The sequence below is a fragment of the Streptomyces sp. NPDC045967 genome (genome assembly GCF_056430495.1).
Map to the genome: position 1 here is coordinate 51,572 of NZ_JBWKLE010000027.1, position 12,570 is coordinate 64,141.

A 12,570-nucleotide genomic window follows, 5' to 3' on the forward strand; every position below is an offset into this window, starting at 1 on the left:
CCTTCCCCGCCCGAGAACCCGGACGGGAGGCCCCGCGCCCGTGCCGCGCGGGAGCTCGCCTCAGCGGCGACTCACATCAGGGGGGTGAGGAAGCGGCGCAGGGTTTCCTCGTAGTCGGTGGGATCGGCGTTCCACATGGCGCCGTGGCCCGCCCCCGGCACGGTGTGCAGGGTGACGAGGTCGGGGCGGGCGGCGGCGAGCCGCCGGGAGTGCTCCCAGGAGGCGAGGGCGTCGTCCGGTCCGTGGAAGATCAATACGGGGACGGCGAGCGCGCCCGGGTCGGCCAGGGGCGGCCGGTGGTCGGCGCGCAGGCCCGCGCGGCTCTCGGCGGCGCGCACCGCGAGGGGCAGCACCGGGGTCGGAACGCGGCGGGCCGCCGCGAGCGCGCGCAGGGTGGCGTGCCAGTCGAGTACGGGCGAGTCCAGCACCAGTCCGGAGATCCGGCCGGCCAGTGCCGAGCGTTCGGCGGCGCGCAGGGCCATGGCCGCGCCGGTGGACCATCCGTGCAGGATCACCCGGCGGGCGCCGTAGCGCAGGGCGTAGCGGATGGCGGCGTCCAGATCGCGCCACTCCGACTCGCCGAGGTGGCCGAGCCCGTCCGGGGAGGCGGGGGCGCCGAGGTCGCCGCGGTAGGCGAGGTCGAGGACGGGCAGCCGTTGCCCGTGCAGGAAGGGCATGACCACCATCGGGTGCTCCCGGCCGGTGCCGAGCCCGTGCACGGTGATGACCCAGATGTCGCGGCCCGCGGGGACGAACCAGGCGGGCAGGGCGCCGAGCTCCCCCGGCACGTCCACGTCGGCGTGGTCGAGCCCGAGCGCCGTGCGGGGGTTGCCGAGGTGGACCTGGGGGGTCACGGTGACGCGGGTGCCGGGATGGAGGCCGCCGTGGGTGACGGCGAGGAGCCGGCGTACGACGGTGTCCGGTCCGTGTGCGGCGTCGGGGAGCACGGGCCCGACCACGGCGTGCAGGCCGGGCGCGTCCAGTCCGTAGGTGCCGTCGGGCAGGAAGCCGGGAACGGGGGCGCCGCCGGCCGGGCGCCGGGGGAGGTTCAGCACGATCCGCCCGGCGGCCGTGGAGTGGACGCTCAGCCGCGGGCTGCCGGGCAGCGGGTGCCCGGGCTCGGGCCGCAGGGCCGCTCCGGCGGCGTACCGGCCGGCCGCGACCGCGGCCAGACCGGCGCCCAGCAGGGTCGTCGTGACGGCCGCTGCCGTCGCTGTCGGTGTGCGCACGGCTCCAGTGTCGAGGCGCGGGCTCCGGCGGGCCACCGGAAAGGCTTGCTCCGCTCGCCGGCGGCCGGGAGGTGATCTCCCTCTCACTCGCCTTCTCCGGCAGAGCGGCCGGCGGTCGGAGGTGGCTCCCGGAACGGCTCGTTCACCCCGCTTTGACGTGCATTTATTGCGATACATACGGGTGAACCGGGACGAACGGCCCGATCACACCCCGCATGGAGACACCGTTACGCCCGCGCCAGTTCACCTTCCGTTCATCCTGGTTGCCTACGTTCGCCGAGCCACTGACGTCAAACAGAAGCCTGGGTAAATGGAGCACATAACGCTTCTCCTCGGGATCGTGATCATCACCGCTCTCGTGTTCGACTTCACGAACGGTTTCCACGACACAGCCAATGCGATGGCCACCACCATCTCCACTGGCGCCCTCAAGCCCAAGACGGCGGTGGCCATGTCCGCCGTGCTCAACCTCGTCGGCGCCTTCATGTCCGTGGAGGTCGCCAAGACGATCTCCAAGGGCCTGGTCAACGAGGAGGGCATCCAGCCAGAAGTGATCTTCGCCGCACTGGTCGGCGCGATCCTGTGGAATCTCCTCACCTGGCTGGTCGGCCTGCCCTCCAGCTCCTCGCACGCCCTGATGGGCGGCCTGATCGGTGCCGCGGTCGCCTCGGCGGGCCTCGGCGCGGTCAACGGCGACACGCTCGTCACCAAGGTGCTGATCCCGGCCATCGCGGCCCCGCTGGTCGCGGGTCTGGCGGCGATGCTGGCCACGAAGGTGACGTACAAGTTCGGTGGCAAGGTCGGCGAGAAGACCTCGGCCAAGGGCTACCGCGCCGGCCAGATCGCCTCCGCCGGACTCGTCTCCCTCGCGCACGGCACCAACGACGCGCAGAAGACGATGGGCATCATCACCCTGGCGCTCATCGCGGGCGGCGCCATCGCGCCCGACGCGAACCCGCCGGTCTGGGTCATCCTCTCCGCCGGTGTGGCCATCGCGCTCGGCACCTACCTGGGCGGCTGGCGCATCATCCGCACCATGGGCAAGGGCCTGACCGACCTCCAGCCGCAGCAGGGCTTCGCCGCCCAGACCTCGGCCGCGACCGTCATCCTGGCCTCCTCCAACCTCGGCTTCTCGCTCTCCACCACCCACTCGTGCTCCGGCGCGGTCATGGGCGCCGGCCTGGGCCGCAAGGGCGGTGTGGTCCGCTGGTCCACCGCGACCCGCATGTTCATCGCGTGGGGTCTGACCCTGCCGGCCGCCGCCCTCGTCGCCGCGGGCGCCGAGCTCGTCATGCGCACCGGTGACATCGGCATCGCCGCCGTCACGGTGTTCCTGATCGGCTCCTGCCTCGCCATCTGGCTCGTCTCGCGCCGCCAGGTCGTCGACCACCACAACGTCAACGACGTGCCCGCCGCCGACGCCGGCGAGCCCGGGGTCGTCACCACGGCGATCGCCGCCGTCAGCGTCCCGCCGACCGCCGCGGCGACCACCGCGGCGGTCACCGACGACGCCCTGAGGGCCACCATCCCGGCCTCCACCACCGCGACGCCCGCGGCTCCGGCCGCGGCGGTCTGACCCCGAGAACGACAGAGGAATCAGCGGTATGAAGATCGACTGGGCAGCCCTCGGCTCCGTGTTCGGGGTCAGCCTCTCCGCCACCGTCGCCCTCGTGGCCCTGTTCACCCTCGGCCTGATGGGCCTCTCCAAGCACGAGACCGCCACCGAGCAGGGCGGCGCGGCCACCCTGGCCCGCAGCGGCGCCTACGCCTGCTTCGCGCTGTGCGCGGCGGCCGTGGCCTACGGGATCTACCTGATCGTCGTCTGAGACGTCACAGGCGAAGGCTCCCCCCGGGTTCTCCCGGGGGGAGCCTTCGCGCACCCCCGCCCGCTTCCGGCCGCCCCCGCCCCGCCCCCGCCGCAGGTCAACGGCGAGTTGACGGGCCTTCGCGGTGCGTGGTGGACTGCCCGGGCCAACACGGCGGCATGGAGAGGAAGTCCGGTGCGAATCCGGCGCGGTCCCGCCACTGTCACCGGGTCACTCCGCCGAGTGCGACCCGGGAGCCAGGAACTCTCGCCGCCGGACACGTCGAACCAGGGCGCGGACCCTGAGTGAGGACATACCTGCCACCATGCGTGCCGACCGCGTCTTCGCGTACGGCGCCACGGCGGGCCTGATCGGCGACCGGATCCTCGGGGATCCGCGCCGAGGGCACCCCGTGGCCGCCTTCGGACGAGCCGCCGCCGCCGTCGAGAGCGCCCTGTGGCGCGACGACCGCGCCCGGGGCCTTCTGCACACCCTCGTCTGCGCCGGGGGCGCGGCCGCCGTCGGCGCGCTCGGCGCCCGCGCCGTGCGCTCCCGGCCCGCTGCCGCCCGTATCGCCCTGACCGCCGCCGCGACCTGGGCCGTGGTGGGCGGCACCTCGCTGGCCCGCGAGGCCCGCGCGATCGGGGGCGCGCTCGCCGCCGGGGACGCGGAGGTCGCCCGGGAGCGGCTGCCGCACCTGTGCGGTCGCGACCCGCAGGCCCTGGACGAGCAGCAGATGGCCCGGGCCGTGGTGGAGTCGGTCGCGGAGAACACCTCGGACGCGGTGGTCGGGGCCCTGGTGTGGGGGGCCGTCGCCGGGGTACCCGGGCTGCTGGCCTTCCGTGCGGTGAACACCCTGGACGCGATGGTCGGCCACAAGTCCCCCCGCTACCTGCGCTACGGCTGGGCCTCCGCCCGGCTCGACGACCTGGCGGGCTGGCCCGGTGCCCGGCTGACCGCGCTGGCCGCCGTGGCGGCCGGACCCGACCGGCGGGGAGCCGTACGGGCCTGGCGTGCGGACGCCGCCGGGCACCCCAGCCCCAACGCCGGGCCCGTGGAGGCATCCTTCGCGGGGGCGCTGGGCGTCCGGCTGGGGGGCACCCTGGCGTACGGGGGCCGCGTCGAACACCGCGCGGTCCTCAACGGCGGGGCGGGGCGGCCGGTGGAGGTCGCGGACATCGAGCGGGCGGTACGGCTGTCGCGGCGGGTGACCTGGCTGGCGCTGGGCACCTGTGTGGCGGCCCGGATGCTGGTCTCGCGTACAACACGGAGGGGGCGCGCATGAGCGGCGCTAAGCGCGGTGGCGGACTGCTGGTCGCCGGAACGACGTCGGACGCGGGCAAGAGCGTCGTCACGGCGGGCATCTGCCGCTGGCTGGCACGCCGGGGCGTCAAGGTGGCGCCCTTCAAGGCGCAGAACATGTCGCTGAACTCCTTCGTCACCCGGGAGGGCGCCGAGATCGGCCGCGCCCAGGCGATGCAGGCGCAGGCGGCGGGCGTGGAGCCGACCGCGCTGATGAATCCGGTCCTGCTCAAGCCGGGCAGCGACCGCAGCAGCCAGGTGGTGCTGCTGGGCAAGCCGGTGGGCGAGATGAGCGCCCGCGGCTACCACGGGGGCAGGCAGGAGCAGTTGCTCGGCATCGTCACGGACTGCCTCGAGCAGCTGCGGGGCACCTATGACGCCGTGGTCTGCGAGGGAGCGGGGAGTCCGGCCGAGATCAACCTGCGCCGGACCGACATCGTGAACATGGGCATCGCGCGGGCCGCGCGGTTCCCGGTGGTCGTGGTCGGGGACATCGACCGCGGCGGTGTCTTCGCCTCCTTCTTCGGTACGACGGCCCTGCTGTCGGCGCAGGACCAGTCGCTGATCGCCGGATACCTGGTCAACAAGTTCCGCGGCGACGTCTCGCTGCTGGAGCCCGGCATGGAGATGCTGCGCGGGCTGACCGGGCGGGCCACGTACGGGGTCCTGCCCTTCCGGCACGGGCTGGGCATCGACGAGGAGGACGGGCTGCGGGTCTCCCTCCGGGGAGCGGTACGGGAGTCCGTGGTGGCGCCGCCGCTGGGCGAGGACGTGCTGCGCGTCGCCGTGTGCGCGGTGCCCCTGATGTCGAACTTCACGGACGTGGACGCGCTCGCGGCGGAGCCGGGGGTGGTGGTGCGGTTCGTGGACCGGGCCGAGGAGCTGGCCGACGCGGACCTCGTCGTCGTGCCGGGGACGCGCGGCACGGTGAAGGCCCTGGAGTGGCTGCGCGAACGGGGGCTCGCGGACGCGCTGCTGCGGCGGGCGGCCGAGGGGCGGCCGGTGCTCGGGATCTGCGGCGGGTTCCAGGTGCTCGGCGAGCACATCGAGGACGAGGTCGAATCACGCGCCGGTGCGGTGGACGGGCTCGGGCTGCTGCCCGTGCGGGTCCGCTTCGCGCGGGAGAAGACCCTGGCGCGGCCGGAGGGTTCGGCGCTCGGGGAGCCGGTCGAGGGGTACGAGATCCACCACGGGGTGGCCGAGGTCCTGGGCGGCGAGCCGTTCCTGGACGGCTGCCGGGTCGGGTCGGTGTGGGGTACGCACTGGCACGGCTCGCTGGAGTCGGACGGCTTCCGCCGGGCGTTCCTCCGGGAGGTGGCCGCGGCCGCGGGCCGCCGGTTCGTCCCGGCGGCGGACACGTCGTTCTCCGCCCTGCGGGAGCGGCAGCTGGACCTGCTGGGGGACCTGATCGAGGAGCACGCGGACACGGAAGCCCTGCTCCGGCTGATCGAGACCGGGGCCCCGGCGGGCCTGCCGTTCCTCCCGCCGGGCGCACCGTGAAGTCCCGTCGGATCCCCGCACGCCCGGGGAGCAGAAGCGCAGTTCGATCACGTGCTCGTGCAGCAGCGGGCCGTCCCCTTCACCACGGGGAGCAGAAAGCCGGCATGACCATGGACCGCTCCTGTGCAACAGGCAACGAGCGCGGTCCACTCGAAGGAGTGATCAGCGGATGAGCACCACCCACTTTCCCTTCACAGCGGTGGTCGGCCAGGACGATCTGAGGCTGGCACTGCTGCTGAACGCCGTGAGCCCGGCGGTGGGCGGTGTACTGGTCCGCGGCGAGAAGGGGACCGCCAAGTCCACCGCCGTGCGCGCCCTCTCCGCGCTGCTGCCGCAGGTCGACGTGGTGCCCGGGTGCCGGTTCTCGTGCGCGCCCGGCGCGCCGGACCCGGCCTGCCCGGACGGCCCGCACGAGCCCGGCCCCGGCGCCGCCCGGCCCGCCCGCATGGTGGAGCTGCCCGTCGGGGCGTCCGAGGACCGCCTGGTCGGCGCCCTCGACATCGAACGGGCCCTGGCGGAGGGCGTGAAGGCCTTCGAGCCCGGCCTGCTCGCCGACGCGCACCGCGGGATCCTGTACGTCGATGAAGTGAACCTCCTCCATGACCACTTGGTGGACGTGCTCCTCGACGCCGCCGCGATGGGCGCCTCGTACGTGGAGCGCGAGGGGGTCTCCGTCCGGCACGCCGCGCGGTTCCTGCTCGTCGGCACCATGAACCCCGAGGAGGGCGAGCTGCGCCCGCAGCTCCTCGACCGGTTCGGGCTGACGGTCGAGGTGGCGGCCTCCCGGGAGCCCGTCCAGCGCGTCGAGGTCGTGCGCCGCAGGCTGGCCTACGAGGACGACCCGGCCGGTTTCGCGACCCGCTGGGCGGATGACGAACGCGCGGTGCGCGCCCGGGTGGTGGCGGCGCGGGCGCTGCTGCCGCAGGTCCGGCTCGGGGACACCGCCCTGCTCCGGATCGCCGCGACCTGCGCCGGCTTCGAGGTCGACGGCATGCGGGCGGACATCGTGATGGCCCGGACCGCGACGGCCCTGGCCGCCTGGGCCGGGCGGACCGAGGTGCTGAAGGAGGACGTGCGGCAGGCCGCGCTGCTGGCGCTTCCCCACCGGCGCCGCCGTGCTCCGTTCGACGCGCCGGGCCTCGACGAGGACCTGCTCGACGAGATCCTGGACCGGTTCCCCGACGAGGAGCCGGAGCCCGAGCCCGAGCCCGAGCCGGAGGGCCCGGACGGCCAGGGTCCGCACGACGACGGTCCGGACGACGGGGGCCCGGACGGCGGAGGCGGCGGGGTCCCCCCGCGGGGCGGCGGTCCCGAGGCGCCCGAGGCCCCTGACTCCCCCGGGGCGCGCGAGGACGCGACGCCGCCCGCGCCGGCCCCGGCCGCCGAGGAGTCCCCCGACCCCCGGCCCGCCTCCCGGGACGGCGCCGCGCCCGAACAGGCCGCCGTAGGGGCGGCGGAGCCGTTCCGGACCAGGATGCTGAGCGTGCCCGGCCTCGGCGAGGGCGCCGCCGGACGGCGTTCGCGGGCCCGTACCGCCCACGGCCGGACCACCGGCGCCCAGCGCCCCCGCGGCCAGCTCACGAAGCTGCACCTGGCGGCGACCGTGCACGCGGCCGCCCCGCACCAGAGGGCACGCGGCCGCGACGGGCGCGGCCTGGTGATCCGCAAGGACGATCTGCGCCAGGCCACGCGGGAGGGCCGCGAGGGCAACCTCGTCCTCTTCGTCGTCGACGCCTCGGGCTCGATGGCCGCCCGTCAGCGGATGAGCGCGGTCAAGGGCGCCGTGATGTCGCTGCTCCTGGACGCCTACCAGCGCCGGGACAAGGTCGGCCTCATCACCTTCCGCGGGGCGGCGGCCGAGCTGGCGCTGCCGCCCACCTCCTCGGTGGACGCGGCCGCGGCCCGGCTGGAGCGGTTGCCGACGGGCGGCCGCACCCCGCTGGCCGCCGGGCTGCTGAAGGCCCACGAGGTGCTGCGGGTCGAGCGGCTCAGGGACCCCTCGCGGCGGCCGCTCCTCGTGCTCGTCACCGACGGGCGGGCCACCTCGGCCGGCGCCGTCGGCGGTGACCCGCGCGAGGTGGCCGGGCGCAGCGCCCGGCTGCTGCGGGCCGCCGGTGTGGCGTCCGTGGTCGTGGACTGCGAGAGCGGGCCGGTCCGGCTGGGTCTGGCCGGGGTGCTGGCCGCCGATCTCGGCGGTCCCGCCGTCACCCTCGACGGGCTGCGGGCCGACTCGCTGGCCGGGCTCGTGAAGAACGTACGTACCGCAGTGTCATCCTCCGCTTCCGACACCCCCAGGAGAGCCGCGTAATGCCGCAGGGACAGCCGACCGTCGTTCCGGACGACGGCCTCACGACGCGCCAGCGCCGCAACCGTCCGCTCGTCTTCGTCCACACCGGTCCCGGCAAGGGCAAGTCCACGGCGGCCTTCGGGCTGGCGCTGCGCGCCTGGAACCAGGGTTGGCCGATCGGGGTGTTCCAGTTCGTCAAGTCGGCGAAGTGGAAGGTCGGCGAGGAGAACGCGCTCAAGGTGCTCGGCGCCTCCGGCGAGGGCGGCTCCGTGGTCTGGCACAAGATGGGCGAGGGCTGGTCCTGGGTCCAGCGCGACGCGCAGCTCGACAACGAACAGGCGGCCAAGGAGGGCTGGGAGCAGGTCAAGCGGGACCTGGCGGCCCAGACGCACAAGCTGTACGTGCTGGACGAGTTCGCCTACCCGATGCACTGGGGCTGGATCGACGTCGACGAGGTCATCGAGGTGCTGCGGGCCCGGCCCGGCACCCAGCACGTGGTGATCACCGGCCGCAACGCGCCGGAGAAGCTGCTGGAGTTCGCCGACCTCGTCACCGAGATGACCAAGGTGAAGCACCCGATGGACGCGGGCCAGAAGGGCCAGAGAGGCATCGAGTGGTGACGTCCGTGAACGTGCCCCGGCTGGTCGTCGCCGCGCCGTCGTCCGGCAGCGGAAAGACCACCGTCGCCACGGGGCTGATGGCGGCCTTCTCGGAGCGCGGCCTCGCCGTGTCCCCGCACAAGGCCGGGCCGGACTACATCGACCCGGGCTACCACGCGCTGGCCACCGGCCGGCCCGGGCGCAACCTCGACGCCTTCATGTGCGGGCCGGAGCTGATCGCCCCGCTGTTCGCTCACGGGGCGGCGGGGTGCGACCTCGCCGTGGTGGAGGGCGTGATGGGCCTCTACGACGGGGCGGCGGGCCGGGGCGAGCTGGCGTCGACCGCGCAGGTGGCCAAGCTGCTGCGGGCGCCGGTGGTGCTGGTCGTCGACGCCTCCTCGCAGTCGCGGTCGGTGGCGGCGCTGGTGCACGGCTTCGCGTCCTTCGACCCGCAGGTCCGGCTGGGAGGCGTGATCCTGAACAAGGTCGGCTCCGACCGGCACGAGGTGATGCTGCGGGAGGCGCTGGAGGAGGCGGGCGTGCCGGTGCTCGGCGTGCTGCGGCGGGCTCCGCAGGTGGCGGCGCCGTCGCGGCACCTGGGCCTGGTACCGGTGGCCGAGCGGCGGGCGGACGCGCTGGCCGCGGTCGCGGCGCTGGCGGCGCAGGTCCGGGCCGGGTGCGACCTGGACGCGCTGATGGCTCTGGCCCGCACGGCCCCGGCCCTGCCGTGCGAAGCGTGGTCGCCCGCGACGGCGCTGGCGCGCAGCCGGGGCTCGGCCCCCGAATCCGCTCCGCACACGCCGGAGGGGCTGGCAGGGCCGCGCCTGGCGGACGCCATCGGCCACGATCCGGCCTCGCCGGCGATCGGGGCGCGGGGTCCGGGGCAGAGCCCGGGCCCACGACCGGTGGTCGCCGTCGCCGGCGGGGCCGCGTTCACGTTCTCGTACGCCGAGCACGCCGAGCTGCTGACGGCCGCCGGCGCCGACGTCGTGCCGTTCGATCCGCTGCGCGACGAGGCACTGCCCGACGGCACCGCCGGTCTGGTGATCGGCGGCGGCTTCCCGGAGGTCTACGCCCCCGAGCTGTCGGCGAACGAACCGCTGCGCGCGGCCGTGGCCGCCTTCGCCGCGGCGGGCGGCCCGGTGGCCGCCGAGTGCGCCGGGCTGCTCTACCTCGCGCGGTCCCTGGACGGCAAGCCCATGTGCGGGGTGCTCGACGCCGAGGCCCGGATGTCGGAGCGGCTCACCCTCGGCTACCGCGAGGCCGTGGCGGTCCGCGACAGCGCCCTGGCGGCGGCCGGAACCCGGCTGCGGGGGCACGAGTTCCACCGGACGGTGGTGGAGCCCGGCGCCGGCCCGGCCCCCGCGTGGGGGTTCACCCACCCGGAGCGCCGCGTCGAGGGCTTCGTCCGGCAGGGCGTGCACGCCAGCTACCTGCACACGCACTGGGCGGCGGAGCCGTCCGTCGCCGCGCGTTTCACCGGGGCCGCGGCGGCCCGGCCGTGAGATCACTCCGCGAGGCCGACCACGAGCCAGATCCCGGCGACCCCGCCCACCGTGCACATCAGCGTGGACAGGGCGGGGTGTTCGTGGTGGGCCTCGGGCAGGATCTCGGCGGCCGCCAGGTACAGCAGGACCCCGCCGAAGAAGCCGAGGTAGGCGCCGAGCGGTTCCTCCGGAAGGGTGAACAGCAGCGTGGACGCCGCGCCCACCACGGGCGCCGCGGCATCGGCGAAGAGCATCATCAGCGCCTTGCGGCGGGCGTTGCCGTACAGCCGGGTCAGCGTGTAGGTGTTGAACCCGTCGGCGAAGTCGTGGGTGATGACGGCCAGCGCCACGGCAGCCCCCATCCCCCCGCCGACCTGGAACGCGGCCCCCAGGGCCACCCCGTCGGCGAGGCTGTGGCCGACCATCGCGGCGGCCGCGGTGAGCCCGACCTGCGGGACCCGGGCGCCGTCCTCCGCCCCGTGCGCGGCCTGGCGCACGGCGAGGAGGCGTTCCACCACGTGCGCGACGAGGAATCCGGCCACGAAGAGCAGCAGGGCGAGCGGGACGCCGAACACCTCGCCGCCCGCCGCGTGCAGGGATTCGGGGAGCAGGTCGAGGCCGACGACGCCCAGCATCAGCCCGCCGGCCAGGCCCAGCACGAGATGGCGGCGGTCGGTGACGCGCTGCGCCGCCCATCCGCCCGCCAGGGTCATCAGGAACGCGCCCAGTGCCACGATCACGGCCATGTGCCCCTGCATACCGATTCCCGGCCCCGCGCGCACGTCCGCGCGCGGGTGGCGGGCGGCGGACTGTTGACGATCTACGGAAGGGAGCCCCGGTGGGCGAGGACGTGACGCGGCTGGTGGTCGGGGTCGGCGGGCGCGCGGGGGTGTCCGTGGCCGAGGTGTGCGCCCTGGTCGAGGAGACGCTGCGGGGGGCCGGGCTGGCTCCGGGGGCGGTGACGGCTCTGGCGACGGTGGACTCGAAGGTGGAGGAGGCCGGGCTGGCGGGTGCGGCGAAACGTTTCGGCGTACCGCTCGTCGGCTACCCGGCGCACACGTTGGCGGCGGTCCCCGTGCCGCATCCGTCGGAGGCGACGCGCTCCGCCACCGGGACCCCGTCGGTGGCGGAGGCCGCGGCACTCGCGGGTGGCGGTGAACTCCTGGTGCCCAAGCGCCGGTCGATGGCCGCGACCTGCGCGGTGGCCACGGCGCAGGCCCACGACCTGCGCCACCACGGCGACGCGGAGGTGGTCGACGCGGGCGCCGGCCTGGTCGACCTCGCGGTCAACGTACGGGCGCACACGCCCCCCGAGTGGCTCAGGCGGCGCATCGCGGACTGCCTCGGCGACCTGTCCGCGTACCCCGACGGCCGGGCCGCCCGGGCGGCGGTGGCGGAGCGGCACGGGCTGCCCGTGGAGCGGGTCCTGCTGACGGCCGGGGCCGCGGAGGCCTTCGTCCTGATCGCCCGGGCTCTGGACGCCGTCCGGCCGGTGGTGGTGCATCCTCAGTTCACCGAGCCGGAGGCGGCCCTGCGGGACGCGGGCCACCGGGTGGAGCGGGTGGTACTGGCCGCGGCGGACGGGTTCCGGCTGGATCCGGCGGCCGTGCCCGAGGAGGCGGACCTGGTGGTGGTCGGCAACCCGACCAACCCGACCTCGGTCCTGCACCCCGCGTCGGCGCTGGCCGCGCTGGCCCGACCCGGCCGGATCCTGGTGGTGGACGAGGCGTTCATGGACGCGGTGCCCGGGGAACGCGAGGCACTGGCGGGCCGGACGGACCTGCCGGGGCTGGTGGTGCTGCGGAGCCTGACGAAGACGTGGGGCCTCGCGGGGCTGCGGATCGGCTACGTGCTGGCCGAACCGGCAGTGGTCGCGAAGCTGGCCGCGGCCCAGCCGCTGTGGCCGGTGTCCACCCCGGCGCTGGTGGCGGCCGAGGCGTGTACGGCTCCCGAGGCGCTGGCCGAGGCGGCGCAGGCGGCGCGGCAGATCGCCGTGGACCGGGCCCACCTGCTGGCCGGGCTCGCGGAGTTCGACGAGGTCACCGTGGTGGGCGAGGCGCAGGGCCCGTTCGTCCTGATCCGGGTCGCGGGCGGCGCGCAGGTGCGCACCCGGCTGCGCGCCCTCGGCTTCGCCGTCCGCCGCGGGGACACCTTCCCGGGGCTGGACGGATCCTGGCTGCGCCTGGCGGTCCGCGACCGGGCGACGACGGGCCGCCTCCTGCAGGCCCTGGACCACGCGTTGGCGCTGACCACGCCCTGAACCCGGCGGGGGGGGGGGGGGGGGGGGGGGGGGGGGGGGGGGGGGGGGGGGGGGGGGGGGGGGGGGGGGGGGGGGGGGGGGGGGGGGGGGGGGGGGGGGGG

General features: G+C 75.5%; 10 protein-coding genes and 1 riboswitch. Of the genes, 8 read left to right on the forward strand and 2 right to left on the reverse strand.

What is annotated here, in order from left to right; translation table 11 throughout:
• Positions 1-71 precede the first annotated feature (71 nt).
• Positions 72-1,229: an alpha/beta hydrolase family protein gene (locus AC07FY_RS31275; RefSeq protein WP_479013246.1), complete on the reverse strand. Its 1,158-nt coding sequence runs from the start codon at positions 1,227-1,229 to the stop codon at positions 72-74.
• A 310-nt stretch (positions 1,230-1,539) separates the two neighbouring features.
• On the opposite strand from AC07FY_RS31275, the gene AC07FY_RS31280 reads away from it, so the two are divergent.
• The 7 genes from AC07FY_RS31280 to AC07FY_RS31310 all read left to right on the forward strand — a co-directional run bounded on the left by AC07FY_RS31280 (position 1,540) and on the right by AC07FY_RS31310 (position 10,227).
• Positions 1,540-2,805 (forward strand): inorganic phosphate transporter, encoded by a 1,266-nt coding sequence (locus AC07FY_RS31280; RefSeq protein WP_479013249.1) that lies wholly within the window; start codon positions 1,540-1,542, stop codon positions 2,803-2,805.
• Between the two features lie 28 nt (positions 2,806-2,833).
• Entirely contained in the window at positions 2,834-3,055 is a 222-nt protein-coding gene (locus AC07FY_RS31285) for a hypothetical protein (RefSeq protein WP_479013252.1), read from the forward strand.
• 163 nt (positions 3,056-3,218) lie between these two features.
• Positions 3,219-3,301: riboswitch (cobalamin riboswitch) on the forward strand.
• A 58-nt stretch (positions 3,302-3,359) separates the two neighbouring features.
• Positions 3,360-4,319, forward strand: coding sequence for a cobalamin biosynthesis protein (locus tag AC07FY_RS31290; RefSeq protein ID WP_479013255.1), 960 nt, complete (start codon positions 3,360-3,362; stop codon positions 4,317-4,319).
• Complete coding sequence (locus AC07FY_RS31295) at positions 4,316-5,836, forward strand: cobyric acid synthase (protein WP_479013258.1); 1,521 nt, start codon at positions 4,316-4,318, stop codon at positions 5,834-5,836. The genes AC07FY_RS31290 and AC07FY_RS31295 overlap by 4 nt, the downstream gene beginning before the upstream one ends.
• Positions 5,837-6,005: 169 nt before the next feature.
• Positions 6,006-8,144 carry a putative cobaltochelatase gene (locus AC07FY_RS31300; protein ID WP_479013261.1) on the forward strand — a complete coding sequence of 713 codons (2,139 nt, stop codon included), beginning with the start codon at positions 6,006-6,008 and terminating at the stop codon, positions 8,142-8,144.
• A complete protein-coding gene (gene cobO, locus AC07FY_RS31305; RefSeq protein ID WP_479013264.1) occupies positions 8,144-8,743 on the forward strand; it encodes a cob(I)yrinic acid a,c-diamide adenosyltransferase in 600 nt (199 codons plus the stop codon). The genes AC07FY_RS31300 and cobO overlap by 1 nt, the downstream gene beginning before the upstream one ends.
• Positions 8,744-8,748: 5 nt before the next feature.
• Complete coding sequence (locus AC07FY_RS31310) at positions 8,749-10,227, forward strand: cobyrinate a,c-diamide synthase (RefSeq protein WP_479013267.1); 1,479 nt, start codon at positions 8,749-8,751, stop codon at positions 10,225-10,227.
• Between the two features lie 2 nt (positions 10,228-10,229).
• On the opposite strand, the gene AC07FY_RS31315 is transcribed toward AC07FY_RS31310, so the two are convergent.
• Complete coding sequence (locus AC07FY_RS31315) at positions 10,230-10,955, reverse strand: ZIP family metal transporter (RefSeq protein WP_479013270.1); 726 nt, start codon at positions 10,953-10,955, stop codon at positions 10,230-10,232.
• A gap of 92 nt (positions 10,956-11,047) precedes the next feature.
• Between AC07FY_RS31315 and cobC the strand changes: the two genes are divergently transcribed.
• Positions 11,048-12,469, forward strand: a complete 1,422-nt coding sequence (gene cobC / locus AC07FY_RS31320) for an Rv2231c family pyridoxal phosphate-dependent protein CobC (RefSeq protein WP_479013273.1) — start codon at positions 11,048-11,050, stop codon at positions 12,467-12,469.
• Positions 12,470-12,570 lie beyond the last annotated feature (101 nt).

Bases quoted from the DNA above. Each gene is read 5' to 3' on its own strand.
- AC07FY_RS31315 (WP_479013270.1), bottom strand. From the start codon at position 10,955: ATGGCCGTGATCGTGGCACTGGGCGCGTTCCTGATGACCCTGGCGGGC.
- AC07FY_RS31285 (WP_479013252.1), top strand. From the start codon at position 2,834: ATGAAGATCGACTGGGCAGCCCTCGGCTCCGTGTTCGGGGTCAGCCTC.
- AC07FY_RS31280 (WP_479013249.1), top strand. From the start codon at position 1,540: ATGGAGCACATAACGCTTCTCCTCGGGATCGTGATCATCACCGCTCTC.
- AC07FY_RS31300 (WP_479013261.1), top strand. From the start codon at position 6,006: ATGAGCACCACCCACTTTCCCTTCACAGCGGTGGTCGGCCAGGACGAT.
- cobO (WP_479013264.1), top strand. From the start codon at position 8,144: ATGCCGCAGGGACAGCCGACCGTCGTTCCGGACGACGGCCTCACGACG.
- AC07FY_RS31290 (WP_479013255.1), top strand. From the start codon at position 3,360: ATGCGTGCCGACCGCGTCTTCGCGTACGGCGCCACGGCGGGCCTGATC.
- AC07FY_RS31295 (WP_479013258.1), top strand. From the start codon at position 4,316: ATGAGCGGCGCTAAGCGCGGTGGCGGACTGCTGGTCGCCGGAACGACG.